15 protein-coding genes are annotated in these 18,637 nt (G+C 57.1%); 8 read left to right on the top strand and 7 right to left on the bottom strand.

Going from position 1 to position 18,637, the window contains the following annotated elements:
• The 5 genes from Mal65_RS20320 to Mal65_RS20300 all read left to right on the top strand — a co-directional run bounded on the left by Mal65_RS20320 (position 1) and on the right by Mal65_RS20300 (position 4,810).
• Complete coding sequence (locus tag Mal65_RS20320; RefSeq protein ID WP_145301849.1) at positions 1-387, top strand: F0F1 ATP synthase subunit delta/epsilon; 387 nt, start codon at positions 1-3, stop codon at positions 385-387.
• Positions 388-695: 308 nt separating this feature from the next.
• The gene (locus Mal65_RS20315; protein ID WP_165701415.1) at positions 696-1,571 is read left to right on the top strand and encodes an ABC transporter permease; all 876 of its coding nucleotides are present in this window, start codon (positions 696-698) and stop codon (positions 1,569-1,571) included.
• 4 nt (positions 1,572-1,575) lie between these two features.
• Complete coding sequence (locus Mal65_RS20310; RefSeq protein WP_165701414.1) at positions 1,576-2,316, top strand: ATP-binding cassette domain-containing protein; 741 nt, start codon at positions 1,576-1,578, stop codon at positions 2,314-2,316.
• On the top strand, positions 2,313-3,422 hold the full coding sequence (locus tag Mal65_RS20305; protein ID WP_145301840.1) for an MlaD family protein: 1,110 nt from the start codon (positions 2,313-2,315) through the stop codon (positions 3,420-3,422). Before Mal65_RS20310 ends, Mal65_RS20305 begins: the two co-directional genes overlap by 4 nt.
• Entirely contained in the window at positions 3,419-4,810 is a 1,392-nt protein-coding gene (locus tag Mal65_RS20300) for an ATP-binding protein (protein ID WP_145301837.1), read from the top strand. Before Mal65_RS20305 ends, Mal65_RS20300 begins: the two co-directional genes overlap by 4 nt.
• 55 nt (positions 4,811-4,865) lie before the next feature.
• On the opposite strand, the gene Mal65_RS20295 is transcribed toward Mal65_RS20300, so the two are convergent.
• Positions 4,866-5,930, bottom strand: a complete 1,065-nt coding sequence (locus Mal65_RS20295) for a cation diffusion facilitator family transporter (RefSeq protein WP_145301834.1) — start codon at positions 5,928-5,930, stop codon at positions 4,866-4,868.
• A gap of 851 nt (positions 5,931-6,781) precedes the next feature.
• On the opposite strand from Mal65_RS20295, the gene Mal65_RS20290 reads away from it, so the two are divergent.
• Positions 6,782-7,774, top strand: a complete 993-nt coding sequence (locus tag Mal65_RS20290) for a DUF1559 domain-containing protein (RefSeq protein WP_145301832.1) — start codon at positions 6,782-6,784, stop codon at positions 7,772-7,774.
• A gap of 13 nt (positions 7,775-7,787) precedes the next feature.
• On the opposite strand, the gene Mal65_RS20285 is transcribed toward Mal65_RS20290, so the two are convergent.
• The 6 genes from Mal65_RS20285 to Mal65_RS20260 all read right to left on the bottom strand — a co-directional run bounded on the left by Mal65_RS20285 (position 7,788) and on the right by Mal65_RS20260 (position 16,103).
• A complete protein-coding gene (locus tag Mal65_RS20285) occupies positions 7,788-9,305 on the bottom strand; it encodes a TolC family protein (protein ID WP_145301829.1) in 1,518 nt (505 codons plus the stop codon).
• A gap of 310 nt (positions 9,306-9,615) precedes the next feature.
• Positions 9,616-11,208, bottom strand: a complete 1,593-nt coding sequence (locus Mal65_RS20280) for an arylsulfatase (RefSeq protein ID WP_145301826.1) — start codon at positions 11,206-11,208, stop codon at positions 9,616-9,618.
• A 209-nt stretch (positions 11,209-11,417) separates the two neighbouring features.
• Positions 11,418-12,929 carry an adenylate/guanylate cyclase domain-containing protein gene (locus Mal65_RS20275; RefSeq protein WP_196784327.1) on the bottom strand — a complete coding sequence of 504 codons (1,512 nt, stop codon included), beginning with the start codon at positions 12,927-12,929 and terminating at the stop codon, positions 11,418-11,420.
• 71 nt (positions 12,930-13,000) lie between these two features.
• The gene (locus Mal65_RS20270) at positions 13,001-14,428 is read right to left on the bottom strand and encodes an MlaD family protein (protein WP_145301820.1); all 1,428 of its coding nucleotides are present in this window, start codon (positions 14,426-14,428) and stop codon (positions 13,001-13,003) included.
• Between the two features lie 11 nt (positions 14,429-14,439).
• Complete coding sequence (locus tag Mal65_RS20265; protein ID WP_145301817.1) at positions 14,440-15,285, bottom strand: ABC transporter ATP-binding protein; 846 nt, start codon at positions 15,283-15,285, stop codon at positions 14,440-14,442.
• On the bottom strand, positions 15,282-16,103 hold the full coding sequence (locus Mal65_RS20260) for an MlaE family ABC transporter permease (protein WP_145305075.1): 822 nt from the start codon (positions 16,101-16,103) through the stop codon (positions 15,282-15,284). Before Mal65_RS20260 ends, Mal65_RS20265 begins: the two co-directional genes overlap by 4 nt.
• Positions 16,104-16,625: 522 nt before the next feature.
• Between Mal65_RS20260 and Mal65_RS20255 the strand changes: the two genes are divergently transcribed.
• Together Mal65_RS20255 and Mal65_RS20250 are read left to right on the top strand one after the other, a co-directional pair.
• A complete protein-coding gene (locus Mal65_RS20255) occupies positions 16,626-17,651 on the top strand; it encodes an ABC transporter ATP-binding protein (RefSeq protein WP_145301814.1) in 1,026 nt (341 codons plus the stop codon).
• On the top strand, positions 17,638-18,636 hold the full coding sequence (locus Mal65_RS20250) for an ABC transporter permease (protein WP_145301811.1): 999 nt from the start codon (positions 17,638-17,640) through the stop codon (positions 18,634-18,636). The genes Mal65_RS20255 and Mal65_RS20250 overlap by 14 nt, the downstream gene beginning before the upstream one ends.
• Position 18,637: the final 1 nt, after the last annotated feature.

The raw sequence follows: 18,637 nt of genomic DNA, 5'->3' as shown, positions 1-18,637 counted from the left end.
ATGGCCATTCGTTGTATTGTCGTCACGCCGGAACGCACCGAGCTGGACCGCGAAGCTGACTTTGTGGCCCTGCCGATGTTCGACGGTGAACTGGGAGTCCAAAGCGGCCGTGCGCCGATGATCGGCCGGCTCGGGCACGGGGTGCTCCGGATGCAGACCAATGCCGGTCCGGAACGCTATTTCGTCGACGGTGGGTTCGCCCAGGTCGAAGGCGATGTGGTCAATGTGCTGACCAGTCGTGCGATCTCCGTCGATCTGCTTGACGGCGAAGAAGCTCAAAAGAACTTGGACGAGGCGCTGGAAATGCCGTCGCTGTCACCCGAGCAGATCCAAATCAAAGAAGCCGCGGTTCGCCGGGCTCGGGGCATGTTGCGGGCGTCTCGATAAGCCTGGCAACCATTCCAGCAGGCGTTTCGCCGGCTGAACCGAAGCATTCATCCATCCCGCCACGATCGGCATTGCCGTTCGTGGCATTTTTTTTGGGGGGGCATTGATGTGGCGGTCCGTTTCACCCCGCAAAGGTGACGGTTGTGCCGGACATGACGATTCGGCCAGGCTGATCGATTCCGGTTGTGACGGCGGCACCGTTTTGGCTGGTTCGGTGGGAAGCGTCCCGCCGATTGCGACGAAGGTGTCGGTTGTAGCTGATTCGCCGACTGTTTTCCCCGTTGCCTCGTCGCCCACGCTTGGTCCCCGTGACACCGATTCGTGAAACACGAACGCTACCGTCGGCCACTGGGTGGTTGGTGGCGCCGCTGCGTGTCGCGGACACGTTGGGCGGTGCGGCGTTGTCGCGTCTGCATACCGTGGCGTCGATTCTGTCGTTGTTGTGGGCCACCGGGTATCTGTCCATTCGACCGGCGTCGTGGACCCCGCCGGTGCGTCTGGTGATGGTCCGCCAGTTGTTCTTCACCGCGGTCGATGCGGTTCCGGCGATCGTCCGGTTTGGGATCGCCGCCGGGATTCTGTTGATCGTCCAGGCATTGCTGTGGTCGGACCAATTCGGCGTCGGCGCGGACTTCGTCGCGCCCTTTCTGTGGCGGGCCGTGGTACGAGAATTGGGACCGCTGTTGGCTTGTCTGGTGGTGATCGGACGCAGCGGTGTGGCGATCAGCACAGAACTGGCATCGATGGTTGTCGCCGACGAATTTGAAGTTTTGGAGGCCCAAGGCATCGATCCGATGACCTATCTGATCATGCCGCGGATCATCAGTATCGTGACCAGCGTCTTTTGCTTGGCCGTATTGTTGACGACGACCATGTTGATCACCGGTTTTGCCGTTGGCTGGGCGATGGGGGCCGTCCGCGTGGGATTGACGTCGTTCTTGGAATTGATGTTTCGCAAAGCCAATTCGCTGGACCTGTTGTTCTTTGTCAGCAAGACGTTGATCGCAGGCGGTTTCGCCGGTGCCATTTGTTGCCAAGACGGTGTCAGCGTCCGCGGGACGGTGACCGATGTGGCCCGGGTTTCCAGTCGCAGTGTCATCCGGGCATTGTCGGCCGTCTTGGCCGTGTCGGCATTTCTGTCGGTGCTGATCTATGGCCGAATCCTGGTTTTCAAGATTGGATAAGGCCATGAAACGAAACACCAGTACGCGGGAATCCGCGGAAACGAAAGGCATTGCATCCAAGCCGCCGGTATTAAGTTGGGTCGATCTGGACGTCGGCAGCGACTCCGGTGCAAGTGTCTGTTTAAGGAAGTCGGACCTGACCGTACGGCAAGGTGAACTGCTGGTCGTGCACTGCGAGATGTCCCACCAAACGCGATTCTTTGCTTCGGTGTTGCAGGGGTTGAAGCCGCCGTCGGCCGGAACGGTTCTGTTCGATCAAACGGATTGGACAGCCATGAACGACGAAACTCTGTTTCGCAGTCGAGGTCAGATCGGCCGAGTCTTTGACGGCGTCGGTTGGATCGCAAACTTGAACGTGACCGAAAACATGATGTTGTCGCGGCAGCACCATGGTGATGACGATGCCGTGATCATGCGTCAAATGGAACACTGGGCCGAGCAGATCGGGTTGCATCGAATCAGTCGACAACGTCCGGCGTTTGTCGCGCCGGGCCAACTTCAGATTCATCAATGGATTCGTGCGTTCTTGGGCCCGCCCAAATTGGTCATCTTGGAACGCCCGATGCGATACGTCGCGTCCAAATGGCGTCAGAAGCTGACCGATGCGGTGCAATCGCTTCGGAAACAAGCCACGGCGGTCGTGTGGATCAGCGACGTTTGGAATTCCGATCATCTTGAATCTCTGGGGGCCGAGCACCGACTGGATGTTCGACATCCGGAATTGAACGATGGAGACGACGCATGAACGAACCCTACCGATTGCGATACGCCAATCAGGCGGTGGGATTTTTTCTGCTGTTGATTTTGGTCTTGATGGTCGCGCTTGCGTTTCTGGTGTTGCGAGCCGGGAACTATTTCGTCGAACAAGACAACTACTACCTGAACATCAAACAGAATGAGATCGGCGACCTGCATAAAGGGGCCGACGTGATGATCTTGGGCGAAAGAGCCGGATCGATCGAATCGATTCGCTATGTCGACTCGACCAATCTGGTTCGAGTCAACTTGAGCGTACGCCCGGAAATGAGTCGCCAGATCTTTACCGATTCGATTGTCAGCCAAGAGCGAAGATTCGGGCTGGGCAATCCCGTCTTGGTGATCCGACGTTCCGACGATCCGGATGACGACCGGATGCCGCTGCCGCCGGGCAGCGAACTGGAAAACTACATCGGTGAAGCGGACGCGATCGATCTGATGACTCGCGAAGTGGAATTGGTTAGCCAGTCAATTCAGATGATTGAACAACAGTTACGTCCGACCTTGGAAAGCATCGCCGGCGCGACTGACAAGCTTCAAGACACTTTGACGGCGTCCGCGGATCCCGCCTTGGTCCAGTCCCGCCAGGCTGCCGAGTCGTTCTACGAAACCAGTGAAACGGTGCGTCCGCAGACGTTAGAAACCATGCGAACCGTGCAAGAAGCCGCGATCAATCTGGAAAGCAAGGTTGCCGGGCTGACCGATCAGGTCTCCGATTTAGTCGAAGGCGATATCACCGATGCCCTGGACCAGGTGCAGGTGTCCAGCCGCAGCGTACGCGATGCATCCAATGCGGTCGCGCAAACGGCCGAAAGCGTGAACGAAGACATGGCGGTGACGCTTGACACACTGCGTGGTGCGGCCGAACAAGTCCAGAAGTTGGCGGTACAGACTCAGAAACTTGTTGCGGTGCTGCAGGACGAAGCCCAAGATCTTCCCGGTACCACACGGCGTGTCAACGATACCGTCAGCGACACCCAAGACCTGGTGGAAGAAATTCGCAGCCATTGGCTGTTGCGTCGATACAGCAATCAAGGGAAACCGAGCGTCCAGATTTCACCGTCCAACGTCCGCGCCGGAGGAAGTCTGCGATGATCGATGAAAGACATCATCGACAACGGCTCCGGTGCATCATGTTGTTCGGTTTTCTAGTGTTAGGCGTGATCGGGTGTCAGAGTCCGACCGTGGATGTGGCTGATACCGATTCGTCATTGGTGCGATACGCCAAGTCCGGACGCGAAGCGTTTGCCGAAGGGGATACCGAAGCGGCAATTCAGCTGTACCACCGGGCGATCGCCCGGGCCTGGATGTTGGATGATCCGGCCGAGGCCGGTACGCATGCCTATAACTTGGCCGCCTGTTTTGCCAGTCTGGGGCAGTATCCCGAAGCCAAGGATTGGTTGGTCGATTCACGAGTGGAACTGTGCCGCGCGGGATTGTCGACGGGAAACACTTACCTGCTGCAAGCCAAGATTGCGCAGGACGAAGGCGATTTGGCGACCGCGGCGGATCTGATTCAAAATGCGGCCTGTGCCAAGCCGCCGTGCGGGCCGGAGGCGTCAAGCTGTTGTTGTGGCTGTGACCAAGACCCATGCAAGCAGTCTTGTCTGACCATGGTTCCTTGCGTTGGACCGCGGTTGCACCAAAAAAAGTTGCGCAAGCAGTGTGAAGACGAATATGACGCCCAGGTCCAATTGGCAGCCGCACGTTTGGCGGCGGAGCAATATCAGCTGGCCTGTGCCAAGAAGCGGTTGCAGACCGCTTGCGAATTGGCCGACGGCGTTTGCAGCGAAGCCTTGGTGGCGGAAGTGCACGACGTCGCCGCACTGATTCATTTGGCACAGGCAAACTACCTTTGTGCCGCAAGCCATCTGGACCGCGAGGCGTATCATCTGCGACTGGCGGGGAATTACCGGGAGATTCCTAACGTTTTGGAATTGGCATCGGCGGCCTACACCGAAGCGGCACGCACCGATTTGGCCGCACGACGATTGTGTCGTGTCGCCAGGATTTGGTTTGGTCGTGGCGACTATCAAAAATCGTGGGATCACTTGCAGCAGGCGTTGCCGATGGCGGAGGCCTCCTACGATCGTCCGACGTGTATTCAATTGGCACTGTTGGCGCACCGGATTGAACAGGTTTTATCGGCCGATGGCAAATCAACGTCACAGTGGGATTCGCCGGCGATGATCAGCGACACCGCTGACGTCCAAACACTTGGTGACGACTTGAATCTGGTCGATTCACCGACGTCGAACACGCAGGCCGCAGAATTGCAGGACTCCGAAACGGTGGATGACGCATCCGTTGAAACGACTCCGATGCGGGAAACACCGGAGCCGCAAACTGAAATCCTGGATCCGCGGGATCCGCTGCCGCCTTCGAGCGATGCGACGCTGGAATTGCCGATCGACGAATCAGACAACGACACGTCCGGGCATTCGGTGCATTGGGCCGAACCCATTGGGATCGATGGCCAGTAACGCCCATTCGATGTGGCTTCGTCGATGATGTTCAGTGATCAAACGCTAGTAAGAATCATTCGTGATGCTTGTCACGCATCGACGCTTGGCTGACTGGCGTGGACGCTTCGCCGACTGGTGACAAATCGGGGCTCCAACAGCGTTCCGCCCCTTCGTGGACGGCTCCGATGCAATGGTCTGTTTGATTGTCTCGGCTGACTTCAAATTCCAAGGTGGAATGCTGGATGCCAAACGCTTCGTGTAAACGATGTTTCAGTTGGTGTTTGATGTCTTCCATTCGACCAAGATCATCAGAACGGATTAAGACGTGGGCTTCCAATGCCCGGTGATCTTCGTCCAGTTCCCAAACGTGCAAATGGTGCATGCCGACGACATCCGGCATTCCGACAGCGACGCGAATCAATTCGTCCACATCCAAGTCCGGTGGTGTGCCTTCCATCAAAATGCGAATGGCTTGTGGCAGCATGGCCCAGACTTGATACAGGATGTAAATCGCCAATCCGAACGTTAACGCGGAATCCACCCACGTCCAGTCCGTCAAAGTGATCACCACCGCGCCGATCAAGACGACGGCGGAACCCGCCGCGTCGACAAGGTTATGAACGAAGGCGGCGCGAACGTTAAGCGATCCCTTGCTCATCGCCCACAGCAAGCCGGCCGTCGCGATGTCGATCAACAATGCGATCGCGGCAGCGGCCCCCATCAACCAACCGATCACCGGTTGCGGATCGAGCAGACGGTGGGCGGCCTCATAGATCAGAAAGCAGCCGACAGTTGCCAGCAGTGTCAGGTTGATGGTCGCACCGATCAGTTCGGCCCGGCGATAGCCGAACGTGAACTGCGAACTTGCTTTTCGACGTGAGATCCGGCGTGCGATGTAGGCGATCAGCAATGCATTGGCATCGCTGAAGTTGTGGGCCGCATCGGATAATAGGGCGACGCTGCCCGACCAAATGCCGGCGATCACTTGGGCGACCGTCAACAACTGATTGAGCGCGACGGTCCACAGCAAACGGCTGTCGGGAATGGAATCGTAGGCATTGCCGCTGGTCAGCCCGTGATGATGGGGGACCGCACCGTGCCCGCAATCTTGGCAATCGTGGCTGTGGTTTGCCGGCATTGATTCCCTGCTGGGGAAGACGGGGCGTCGTGTGAATTGGGCTCGTTGGAGCAAAGTTTGGCGGGCCGTCTGACGCAGACAGGCACACTCCAGACGCAAAAAACGATTTTATTCGACGTTGTCGGTAAAAATCGCCTTGTCGACAGGTCCAACACTAGCAAAGTTGGCGGTGAGCGTGTTTTTTCCATCTTTTCTCCGATCCTTTAGGGCTTTCTGGGGCGTAGGAAGCGTGGCCCTCTACGCGTCCTAATCCAGGCCTGGCTGGTTTACCAGTTCCGTCACATTTGCCCCCGACCATCCGACCGGATCTTTTCTTGCACACCTGGACCCGCCGAATCGCTTTGATCGCCTATTTGGTGGGTGGATGGCTGATGCCTGCGGCGCACCATCACGGGCACGGCAAGTGTGTTCTCCACACGGTTTGCTCTGACGACGCGGTCGACGAATCGGGCTGTGGGTGCGAACACGGCACGGTCGGATGCGACGATTCATCACCGTCAGCTCTCTCAGGTCAGGATCGGTCGTATTGGCGGGTGGCGACGGCGGAAGATGGTTGTCACGGCCTGTGCGCGCTTTGTGTGGTGCGTGGCATGTCGGGCTCGCACGAACAATCGATATCGGCAATCCAGGGAGTGGTCGCTGCTCAAGCGTCGGGCGAGTTTACTGATCGACGCCAGAAAGTCTGGCGTTGGGGGGCGTCCCGTCCCCGCGGGCCGCCAGCGAAAGTTTGATTTCATCGTTTCCTTTCTCGTTGGTCCAATCGGACAGGTTCGTCGGCTGCGCCGCACGGATCATTGATCAACGAGACCGGGGAATTCATTCCACGAAAATCGAACTTCACTTGCCGAACCATGAATCTCTTCTCTGGCGTGACCCGCCGCAACAAAACAGATTCGTCATCGAATCGAAACGCATTTACCTTGGTCGAATTGCTGGTGGTGATCGCGGTCATCGGCGTCCTGGTTGGCCTATTGCTGCCCGCAGTTCAAGCCGCACGCGAATCAGCGCGGCGGATGTCCTGCCAAAATAACTTGCGGCAGATCGGAATTGCGCTCCACAACTACCACAGTGCGTACCGGCGACTGCCCAGCGGTTGGATTGCCGCCGACGACGACCATCATGAACCGGGATGGGGGTGGGCGGCTGCGATCTTGCCGCAGATGGAACAAGTCTCGGCCTATGACCGAGTCAATTTTTCACTACCGATCGAAGAAGATGAGCATGCGGCCGTTCGTACCAGCTCGATTCCATCGTTTGTTTGTCCCAGTGACACCTTAAGCCTGTTGTTCGCCATTGCCGAAGGCGAAGAACACGAGCACGACGATCATGATGACGAAGATGGGCACGAAGATGATGACCACGACGAGGATCATGCACATGATCACGAAGACGGCGTGAACGTCGACTTAGGCCCCCATTTCCTGTTTGATGTCGCCAAGAGCAATTATGTTGGCGTCTATGGTACGACAGATATTCACGACGATCTGTATGACGGGGACGGACTGTTCTATGGAAACAGTCAGCTGCGTTTCCGTGACATCTACGACGGATTGAGCCAGACCATCATGGTGGGCGAACGTAGCGGGCGACTGGGCGGTTCGATTTGGCATGGCGTCATTCACGATGCCAACGAACCAGCCGCCCGAATCGTGGGGGCCGCCGACCATGTCCCCAATGATCCGGTGGGACACTTCGAAGATTTTGGTAGCTATCACCCTGGCGGTGCCCAGTTCATTCTGTCCGACGGTTCGGTTCGAATGTTGACCAAGTTTATCGATTTGGACATCTATAAAGCGCTGGCGACACGCAACAACAAGGAAGTCATCGGCGGCGATGATTTTTAAGTCGACGCCAAGTTTAGTTCGGCGAATCGACGGATACCAACAGCCCATCGATCGCCGCGGCGGCCACGTGGGCCTGTTTGGCCGCGTCCAGTACATTCAATCTTGCCGCAAACAGTGTTCGCTGAGCGGTTAACAGTTGCAGGAAATTGGTCTCACCAGCTTGGAATGCTTGCCGCGACAATTCAAAGGTTTCTTCGGCGTCAGTCAGAATTTGGCTATTTAGCCGGTGGTACCTTTGAAGCGCCGTTTGATAATCGGTGATGCTTTGTGACAGTCGTGATGCCAAGTCCAAACGCGTCGCGTCGATGGATGCGCCGGCGGCCGTAATGGCTGCCCGGGCTGCACGAATATTTCCTTGATTTCGGTTGTGGATCGGCAAGGGAACGCTGATGCCAAACCTGGCGAAGGTGTCATCCGATCCCGTGTCCACGCCGACGCCGATTTGTCCGGTAATGTTGGGCGTCACCTGGGCACAAGCCAAACGAAGCGCCCAACGGGCACGTTCCAGTTCGCTGCCCGCGGCAGCCAATTCCGGGCTGGTGGCTTCGATCGTTTGCAACCAACGGTCCCACGGGCGGTCGGTCAGCCCTTCACCCAACGTACCGACCAGATGCGACGAACCGATCGAATCGTTGCCCGAAGCCGCCGCCAGAGCCCGCCGTGCGACGTCGGCTCGAACCTTCGCGTTTTCGGCTTCGATACGTGCGTTTTCTAACTCGACTCGCGCCTGCAACAGTGCGATTTTGGATACCTCTTCGGCATCCAACAGGTCTTGAACCGACTGCAGCGACTGTTCGGCCAAGTCCACAATCTGGTCGGTTAATTCCGCTTGTTTCTGCGCGGCTAAAGCATTCCAGTAAGCCGTGCGAACACGGGTCAAAACTTGCAGCCGAGTTCTTTCGCGATCCGCGACCCGCTGTTGGACGACTTGACGCAGGGTTTGGTTGGCCAATGCCAGTTTGTTGGCGGTCACGATGGACTGGGATACGCCAACGCTGTGCAAGCCGGCGCTACCTTCGTTACCGACCTCGTCGGCTTGGTACTGCAGCGTCGGATTGGGCGAAAGACAGGCCTGGTAGGCGCGGCCCTGCGCCTGACGGACGGCCGCATCTGCGGCGGCAATTGCCGGATGCGACATGGCCATCGCTTCGACGTCCACCAAGGAAAGTGTGGGCGGCGAAGAGGCATCAAAGGCAACTGCTGTTTGCAGATCCCCCGAGGCGACCGGTGCAATGGCCAGCGGATCAGAAACGATGACAGGTTGCACGTTGCCAACAGTCGTATCCGGTGCATCTTTCAAAGGCGATTGAGGAAACGCCGATGGGATTTCGGATTCGAAATCGACCGTTTGAACTGCCGTGGGATTTGATATTGGTTGCGTTTGCTGGGGAGCGGCCGATGATGCGACCGGTGGCTGTGAAATACCGGCAACGACGGACGGTGGTTGTCGTTCGCGCAGAGTGCCGTTGCAGCCGTTCAGGCTGCAAGCCAATAGCGTTGCGAGTGCCAAACGTCGATTTCGTGCGGTCATCGATCCCGATTCCTTTCAGTACAGCCGCGTCTGCCAGTCTGGTAACACCCCCATCCGCAAAGTGCGGGCTGGTGAAGGTGGTCAAACGTTTCGATCCGGCACGGGCCCATTCAGACCAACGCCATCGAAAGAATCGACGTCCCTGTCGAATTCACATCCGGCCTGGTTTGAAAATCGGAATCAATCGGATCGTGGCATCACCGATATCTGCCCAACCAGTGGCCGGATCAAGCGACATTGCCGGCAGGGCATCACAATGCGCCCACAGGTGCGGGCTGGCTGGACTTTGCCGAATAGGTAATCGATGTGCCTATTGAGGATCACGCAACAGTTTGTCCAGATTGAATAATTGCGACTGATTGGATGGGGACGAATTCAGGCACTTTGCGTGCGTTTTCGCACCGACTCGTTTGGCCCACTGGTCGTAGGATTTCGCCAGACGTTTCGCAACGTCAGGGTACTGTTCGATGATGTTGTTGGTTTCGCATCGGTCGCGCGAAATATCGTACAGTTCCCAATCCTTGGTGCGCTCAGCGACCAATTTCCAATTGCCGTCACGGACGGCATGGTTGTTGGCGAATTCCCAATAGATCGGCTTGCGTTGCCTCGATGTTTCTTTGCCTTGCAGCGTTGCGGCCAACGAGACGCCCTCCATCGGAAAGACGTCTTGTCCGTTTCGCTGCGTCGGATAGGTGGCACCCGCTAGTTCCACCAACGTCGGCATGATGTCGACCAGGTGTGACGGGAAATGGTTCATGCCGCCCGTGTCTTGAATACCATTGGGCCAGTGCGCGATCATCGGCGTCAGCGTGCCGCCATGGTGGGCATACTGTTTGTAGTTCCGCAGCGGCGTGTTGCACATGTTGGCCCAGCGGGCGTCATAAGCAATGTCACTGTCGCCCGAACCGGGAACAAGCATGTCACCCTTCAGTCGCTGGTAAGGGCACGCGCCGTTGTCGGAAAAGAAAAAGATCAACGTGTTGTTCAGTTGGCCGGTGGATTCCAAGTGATCGATCAGCCGACCAATGTTTTGGTCCAAGCGGTCCACCATCGCCGCGTACACCTCCATCATGGGTTCCAAAAATTCACGCTCTTTCGCGGTCAGCGAATCCCATGATTCGACTTTGGAATCGCGATCCGACAGATTCCATGTTTCGTCGGCGATCCCCAGTTCCTGTAATCGTTGATACCGACGGCGACGAATTTCATCCCAGCCGACGCGATAACGCCCGCGGTACTTGGCGATGTCTTCCTCCGGTGCATGTAATGGGAAATGGGGTGCGTTGTGGGCCAAGTAAAGGAAAAAGGGCCGATCGTCGGATTCGCCTTCATTCAAAAAATCGATCGCATAGTCGGTAATCGCATCGGTGGAATAGAAATCATCCGGAACGTCAAAGACGTTGCGGTCCAGCCGCATCAGATTTTCACCGCTGCCCCAATCGTTGCCGGTGAAGAAGTTGATGCAACCGCCCAGGAATCCAAAGTATCGATCGAATCCGCGTTCCGGCGGTTCGCCGGCCAGATGCCATTTGCCGCTCATCAGTGTCCGGTAACCGGCGGGCTTCAAGACTTCAGCGATGGTGGCGTTGCCGGGTTTCTTCAGATTTTTGGACTGCTGATGCCAGAGTCCGGTCATCAGCGACGCCCTCGTTTCGGAACACTTGGCGTTGTTGTGGAAATCAACGAAACGCAAGCCCGACGAAGCCAGTCGGTCCAGATTGGGCGTGTCAATTTCACCGCCATAGCAACCCAGATCGGAAAACCCCATGTCGTCGCAAACAATGACGATGAAATTGGGGCGGGATGGTTTGGCGGCAAGCAGCGTGGGGCTTAGGCATGGCAGGCTAACCAGCACGGTTGCCAACGCGATGACGCAACGAACGGGAACGCGACGTTTTGGCATGGGATTGATGGCGGGGTTGAAAAAGGTGGGAGCATAGGAGGACGCCGCCACGTCAGACAACGTGGCTTTGACAGTCGTGGCCCGGGCAGCGGAAGCGAATGCCCGATTATAGATCCGTCCGCAACCCAAAGGTGGCGTTGATTCGTATGTCGCCAATGCGGGGGTCGCGACAGCAGTAAGGCTCTAGGTCAGCGGAAATCGCCGCCTGATTAGCGGTTCGCCGTGGACACGGAAGATTCGACCGCGAACAGTTCAATCGGAACCGCCTTGCCCTTCACGTTCTGCGGTGACTGCGGGTGCAACGTGAATGGTTGTGTCAGCAAGGATCGTGTTGATGCGGTGATCAGAATGGGCTGCGTCAAAGTCTTGGTCAGCGATTCGACTCGGGCCGCGACGTTCACCGTGTCGCCCATCGCGGTGTATTCCTGTCGCCGTGGTGAACCAATGCTACCGACGATGGCTTTTCCTGAATTGATTCCGATGCCGATGGCGAAGCCGGGCCAATGAAGATCAATGAACCTGTCGGCATGGTCGACGACAAACGACTGCAAATCAATGGCGGCGGCAACGGCCTGGTCGGCGTGTCGTTCGGCTTCGGTGCCGACGCCGAAAATGGCCATCAAGCCGTCGCCCAGGAACTTGTTGACCATCCCACCGCGGCCTTCGATCCGTTCCACCGCAGCGCCGAAAAACGTGTTCAATGCGGCAACGATTTCATGAGGCGGTTGCTGTGACGAATGCATGGTGAAATTGCGTACGTCGACAAACATGATCGACACGCTTTGTTCCCGGCCGCCACCGGCGTCGCCCTGTTGAAGGATTTGCTTGGCGGCTTCTTGACCAACGTGACGTCCGAAGGTTTGTTGCAAGCGTTCTCGCTCGCGTAACCCGCCGGCCATGCGGTTGAAGCTTTCGATCAGTAACCCAAACTCATCAGCGTGCTGCAGCGGCACATGAGTGTTCAGGTGTCCGTCGGCGATGCGTTGTGATGCAAGTTTCAACGTTCGGATCGGCCGAACGACCAATCGCCCCAGCATCCAACTGGTGGCGAACCCAAACGCAATGGCCACCACCGCAACGGCAATCGCGAACAGCGGTGCGCGGTGGGCGGCATCCGGAACCAAGACGATCAACAACAACGAAACGACCGGGCAAACAACCGCGGTAAACGACCACAGCAATCCACGATGGGTAATCGAAAGTGGTCTCGCGCCGGGCACACTTGCTGGTGAATCCGATTGGAAGAATACTGGAAACAGTGTCTTCTGAATGGTCAGTTCGACCGCAAAGAAGCTTTGGGTCACCGCAATCAACGACGCGATCAAGAACGAAGTGATCAAGTGCGTGATCACTTCGCCGAAAACGGGTTCGCCCAGAGCGATCAAGGCAAGCGGGAAAACCGGAATGCAAATCAGCCAACCGATTGCGGCAACGATTAGAAACCACCACGGCAAATTGATGATCAATCGCTGGGCCGATGACAATTCATCGCGATCGACGGGGTCGCCGTTGATCAGCCGGCGATGAATTGGACGCAGCCGCGTGACCGGGACCACAAAGCAGGCGATCGCGATGGGATACACGACCAAGTTGAACCATTTGACGACTTCGAAGAAGCGGTCCATCTGGCGTTCGGTCAGCAACGGCTGTACTTGCGTCTGGTTGTACAGGATGTTGAACAGGCTGCCGACCAAATTTGCCAGCACCGGTGACAGCAACACCAAGATCAGTGCGTGGCGTTGTGCAAAAGACCAGGATCGCGGTCGTGGCGTTACGGCATCGGAAATCCGGTTCACTTCAAGCCAAGGCCGTTGGGACGATTGGTCAATGCACCGCGGACGCCCAATTGTCGTGGATCTCGCGCGACTTTGTCGGTAAAGACGCGAACGTCGTCCAGGATCGGGCGAATCCGCGCGGTGGCGTTTTCGATATTCTTCACGGTACGAAGCACGTCATAGTACATTTCGTCGTCCTCGATCAGCCGACGCAAGGTTCCGTCGCTGCGGTTGATCATCTGGCCGACCGATTGTAATTCAATCACGGCGTTGTCCAGGTTGGCCAAGCTGGTCAAGACTTGTTCAATCAATTCGCCACCGCGTGCCCCCAGGGGTTCGGTAAAGCGTTCAACATTGGCGATGGTTTTTTCAAGACCTCCCAGCGTCGCGTTCAGTTTAACGACCGCATCTTCGACCGCCGTGTCCACGTTTTGCAGTGTTTGATCCGCGGTCGAGCCGACTTGTTCGAATTGCCGCCCTGCCCTTTCAAAGCTGTCAAACGAATCGCTTGCGCTTTGCAACGTCTCGGTGGCCTGGTCGATAAAACCGGGAACCTTTTCTATCGACGTTTCGATGTTTTGCCGGATGTTGGGATTGCTGACGATCTGCCGGACATCACGAATTGCACCCTGAAATTCTTCCAGCGTCCGAATGGCTTCATCCGCCAGATCACGCAGGGTGGCATCGTTGCGTGGCGAAATGGTTTGGCCCGGGGGCTGCGGTTGGGCAAAACTGGGCGGCGTGTTTTGTGCCAATTTCATCGATGGTGGGTTTTGATAACCCGCGGTTCGGACCGATGGATCGTCGGACACCGCGCCGCGTCCGGCCGGTGGTGCCGGGGCCATACCAATCACCGATCGAAGGTCTCCGACCATCGACTGGACACTGCGACCGGCCTGTTCGACCGAAACGCCGGCCCCACGAATCGATTCCATGGTCAATCGGATATCGTCTTCCAAGTCGAACAGGACGCTGAACGGATCCGCCGCCTTTCGGCCGTGCTTGAAATATTCGCCGTCGGAATAGGGTTCGTCGATCAAGTCCAAGTTGCCGTCCAGCAGCGTTGCCAGTTCCGTTCGGCTGGCACGAACGAATTCCAGTTTGGAATCACCCGTGATGAAAGATCCGTTGCCGATGCGAGGAACGTATTCGTGGGTCAACACGAACTCTTGACCCAAACGCAGCGTCAAGATCACGCCGCCTTCGGGGTGTTCGTCAAAGTCATCGACCAGGCGAATGTTGCTGACCCGCCCGATCCGAAAACCGTCACGCAATACCGGTGTATTCGTGCTGACGCCTTCGGACGATGGAAACCAGACGTCCAACGTGTATTCGCGATTCAGCACCGTTGGAAACGCGCCGAATAGAAAGGTCAAAATGATTCCGATTCCGATGGCGGCAATCACGAGGACGCCGACGCCGAATCGCATTCTGTTTTCGTCCATGATGCAATCCTTTATCCCGAAATCGAATCCACTTGTCGGGTCATTTCATCCAAGCGTTCACCGGCCTCGCCGCGGACGAACTGTCGAACGCGGCGGTCCGGCGCGTTTTCCAGTTCACTCGGTGGACCGTCGAACAGAATTTGGCTGTCGTCAGGTTCCAGTCGCCAGCGTGGAAAAAACATCAACACGCGATCGGACACCTTGCGTGCCGTATGCATGTCGTGGGTGACGACGATACTGGTAACGGGGTAGCGACGTCGGGTGTCCAGGATCAATTCATTGATCACGTCACTCATGATCGGATCCAAACCGGTGGTCGGTTCGTCGTAGACGACCAGTTCGGGCTTTAAGATCAACGCCCGGGCCAGTCCAACGCGTTTGCGCATCCCGCCGGACAGTTCCGCCGGTCGTTTGGCGGCCGCTGAAGTCGGCAAGCCAACTTCGGCCAGGTGTCGCATTACACGGTTCCGCACGTCCGATTCCGGCGGCTGAACCTTTTCCTGACGAAGGGGAAATGCGACGTTTTCATAGATCGTCATGCTGTCAAACAACGCGGCGTTTTGAAAAACAAAACCAAAACGACGTCGCGTTGCCGTCAATTCGCCTTGTGACATCTGGCCCAAGGACTGTCCGTCGAAACGGACTTGGCCGCGTGTGGGCTTCAGCAAGCCGACCAGTGTTTTCATGAACACCGTTTTGCCACAACCGCTTTCCCCGATCACGGCCACGGTTTGACCGCGAGTGATTTGCACGTTGATGTCTTTCAAAATGCATTGGTCGTTCAAGACCATGCTGACATTGTCCACATCGATCAATGCGTTCGTATCGGTTTCGGATGGGATGGAATCATCGGTCATAGCAGCGATGTTCCTTCGGGGTAGATCATGAAGTACACCGCGTCCAGAACGATGTTCAAAAACAAATCGATGGCCAAAATCAGCACAAAGGAATAAACGAAAGCCGCGGTCGCCGCTTTACCAACCCCTTCGGCACCCGGATCACAATGAAAACCGCGGTAACACGAAACCACCGCGATGATGCCGCCGAAGAACACACTTTTGAACACGCCGGAAAACAGATCGAATCCGACGACCCCTTCGCGTGAATGGTTCAGATACGCCGCGTGATCGATGTGCAGAATGATCACGCTGTAAAAGTACCCTCCGACGATGCCCATGAAATCGGCCATGATCGTCAGGGCAGGAATCAACAGGATGCAGGCAAGGAATCGCGGCACCACCAAGTAGTGGATCGGATCGGCACCCATGGCCGTCAACGCATCGATTTGTTCGGTCACTCGCATGGTGCCCAGCACCGCCGCCATCGCACCGCCCACACGTCCGGCCAGCATGGTGGCCGCCAGCACCGGCCCCAGTTCACGGACCAGCGAAGTGTTGATGACAACGCCCAAGCGGCTTTCCAAACCGATGGCGTGAAACTGATAGTAGCTTTGGACGGCCAAGACCATTCCGATGAACGTTCCGGTCAACGCCACCACCGGCAGACTGAGCACGCCGACCTGGTAGAAGTTTGTCAGCAGGGTTCCGCGTTTGGGCAACCGTGTGAACATCCAAGTGCACATTTGCCACGCGAACACGGCCATGTCGCCCACGGTGCTGACACCGTCGATGACCGCGGATCCCCAATCGGTGACCCACTTTTCGACCGGTCGCATCGTGCCGCTGGGGTCACCCGGGCCCTCGCCGATTGGCGACGGGCCATTCGGTTCTTGGCGCACCGGCAGCCAACGGTGCAGCACCGAACGCAGCGATCGAGACGTACGTGAAGCTTGGTCGGCCAAAATCAAGCATCCTGATGGATATTGACGGGATCCGGTTGTGGCGCACCTTTGGCGCGGGCGCCCTTCGATTTTATCGGTCAGTGAATCTGTACGGATGAGGAAAACCTTTCGGCGGATCGTGTCTTCCCTGCCCCGAGGCACCGATGATGCCCCACGGACGCTACGATTGTTTCCCGGTGTGGTGTGAAACTTTTTTGATGCGGTGCCGAACCAAGATCACGCGGCGGCGTGCGAAAGTGGTCTGTTTACCCCCTTTGATTGTGCTGACGTTCCTAAGGCCTGATCGGAACGTCTTGCCTGGTCATCGCATCGGATCGCCCGGCCGATTTCGCCCATTTCATCCATCACGTCCGCCGACCGGTGGTCAGATAGGGAACGCATAAAAATGATTCGCCAATGACGTCTGAGTCTCACGTCGTTTCCATCGACGGTCTTACGAAGCGATATCGAGAGGTGGTGGCACTGGATGACGTGTCATTGAAGATCCGTCCCGGCGTCACTGGTTTGTTGGGGCCCAACGGCAGTGGCAAGAGCACGTTCATTAAAGCGCTTTTGGGTTTGGTGCGGACACAAACCGGCGCGGGCGATGTCATGGGATTGCAATGGCCGGAACAGGTACGGGCAATCCGAGATGCCATCGGATATTCCCCCGAAGACGATTGCTATATCGCTGGGTTGACCGGAATCGAATCCGTGGCCTTGATGGCTGAGTTGTCGGGGTTGCCCAGGATCGAAGCGTTGCGTCGCTCGCACGAAATCCTGGACTTCTGTGATGTCGGTGAAGAACGCTATCGCGAAGTCGAGTCGTATTCGACGGGCATGCGGCAAAAATTGAAGTTCGCCCAGGCCTTGGTGCACGACCCAGACCTTTTGATCTTGGACGAGCCCACGACCGGGTTGGATCCAAAGCAACGACGTTCGATGTTGGACCGCATTCGTACCTTGGGCCAGCGGCATGGCAAAAGCATTTTGTTGTCCACGCATATTTTGCACGACGTCCGCGCGGTTTGTGACCACGTCATCATTTTGGTTGGAGGAACCGTGCGCGTCTCGGACAGCTTGGCGAACCTAAGCCGTCCGGCCGAACCTTCGGTTCAAGTGGGGGTACAGGGCGATCCATCGCTTCTGGTCCGCGACCTACAAAATGCCGGGCATGAGGTCAGCGCGACGATCGACGGACGATGGAAAGTCGGCGGGATTGATCCGAATGACTCGGCTGCAATCTGGCAGACGGCCGGGCAATCAGGAGCCGCCATTTCGAGATTGGAACCGGCAAGGAACTCGTTGGAGCAGATCTTTTTCGCGGCCACCGGGGCGACCATGCCCATTGACGCGGAACCAGGTTCCGTTGATTTCGCCGCCACGGTGTCGGGCCAAGGAACGACAACGAAAGGCACCGGAGGATCCGATGGCGCTTCATGATGTCGGCTATCGCGGTTGGAACCAATCGAAAACGAATCGTATCACGCGACCGTTGGCAATCGCTCGCAGCGGCGTATCACTGGTGTTGCGTGCCAAGTGGCTGCGATTCGGGTTGATGTTGGGTTGGCTGCCGGTGATTTTCCCGGCCGCAATCATTTTCATGTTCGAATACACCACCCAGCAGGAACCCGACCGAGTCGTCGGACTGTTGATGTCGCCCCCGATCGATCGGCCTGATTTGGCGGCAGAGTACATGACGGATCCGGCGGCGGTGCGTCATGAGATTTGGTCCAGCGCGATCCTCGCTTTTTTTCGCTATCCCCAGCTTTATGCGATGGTGATTTTGGTCGGGCTGATCACACCCAGGCTGGTCTGTTACGACATGCGCAGTCGTGCTTATCTGCAGTACTTTGCTCGTCCTTTGACGCCGACGGAATATGTGTTTGGAAAGTCCGCGGTGCTGTGGTTCTTTCTTGCCTGCATCGTCACGGTTCCGGCGCTCGTGCTGTATGTGACCGGCGTCCTGTTCTCACCCGGCTTGATGGTGGTCGCCGAAACGTGGGACATCCCGCTGCGGGTCATGGTCGCCAGTTTGTGTTTGATTTTGCCGACGACGACGCTGGCGATGGTGTATTCATCGCTGACACCGGAAAGTCGCTATGCGACGTTTGCTTGGTTCGCCACCTGGGTTCTGGGGTACGTTGCTTACACGTTTTTAACCTTTGCACCCGGCGTGGGGCGTCCGCCAAGACGACGGTTCGGCGGACGTGGCGGTCCATCGATGTCTGACGTTAGCGATTGGATCGACTTGGATCGTTGGCGTCTGGTTTCGCCCTATCACATGTTGGGCAAAGTTCAGTCTTGGGTCTTTGATGTGCAGGACACCGACGGCAGTGTGTGGCCGTCGATCGCTGTTCTGGTGGCAATGACCGTGGTGGGAACTTGGATCATTCGCAACCGCATTTTGTCGAGGCTGCGTGTCTGAA

This window comes from Crateriforma conspicua (assembly GCF_007752935.1).
GTDB lineage: Bacteria > Planctomycetota > Planctomycetia > Pirellulales > Pirellulaceae > Crateriforma > Crateriforma conspicua.
Note: the sequence above shows the minus strand (reverse complement) of the source record. Positions and strands in the feature narration are given on the sequence as shown.

Excerpts from the sequence above, each read along its gene's own strand:
- Mal65_RS20320 (WP_145301849.1), top strand. The coding sequence starts at position 1 with ATGGCCATTCGTTGTATTGTCGTCACGCCGGAACGCACCGAGCTGGAC.
- Mal65_RS20310 (WP_165701414.1), top strand. The coding sequence starts at position 1,576 with ATGAAACGAAACACCAGTACGCGGGAATCCGCGGAAACGAAAGGCATT.
- Mal65_RS20305 (WP_145301840.1), top strand. The coding sequence starts at position 2,313 with ATGAACGAACCCTACCGATTGCGATACGCCAATCAGGCGGTGGGATTT.
- Mal65_RS20300 (WP_145301837.1), top strand. The coding sequence starts at position 3,419 with ATGATCGATGAAAGACATCATCGACAACGGCTCCGGTGCATCATGTTG.
- Mal65_RS20295 (WP_145301834.1), bottom strand. The coding sequence starts at position 5,930 with ATGCCGGCAAACCACAGCCACGATTGCCAAGATTGCGGGCACGGTGCG.
- Mal65_RS20290 (WP_145301832.1), top strand. The coding sequence starts at position 6,782 with ATGAATCTCTTCTCTGGCGTGACCCGCCGCAACAAAACAGATTCGTCA.
- Mal65_RS20285 (WP_145301829.1), bottom strand. The coding sequence starts at position 9,305 with ATGACCGCACGAAATCGACGTTTGGCACTCGCAACGCTATTGGCTTGC.
- Mal65_RS20280 (WP_145301826.1), bottom strand. The coding sequence starts at position 11,208 with ATGCCAAAACGTCGCGTTCCCGTTCGTTGCGTCATCGCGTTGGCAACC.
- Mal65_RS20270 (WP_145301820.1), bottom strand. The coding sequence starts at position 14,428 with ATGGACGAAAACAGAATGCGATTCGGCGTCGGCGTCCTCGTGATTGCC.
- Mal65_RS20265 (WP_145301817.1), bottom strand. The coding sequence starts at position 15,285 with ATGACCGATGATTCCATCCCATCCGAAACCGATACGAACGCATTGATC.
- Mal65_RS20260 (WP_145305075.1), bottom strand. The coding sequence starts at position 16,103 with ATGCGACCGGTCGAAAAGTGGGTCACCGATTGGGGATCCGCGGTCATC.
- Mal65_RS20255 (WP_145301814.1), top strand. The coding sequence starts at position 16,626 with ATGACGTCTGAGTCTCACGTCGTTTCCATCGACGGTCTTACGAAGCGA.
- Mal65_RS20250 (WP_145301811.1), top strand. The coding sequence starts at position 17,638 with ATGGCGCTTCATGATGTCGGCTATCGCGGTTGGAACCAATCGAAAACG.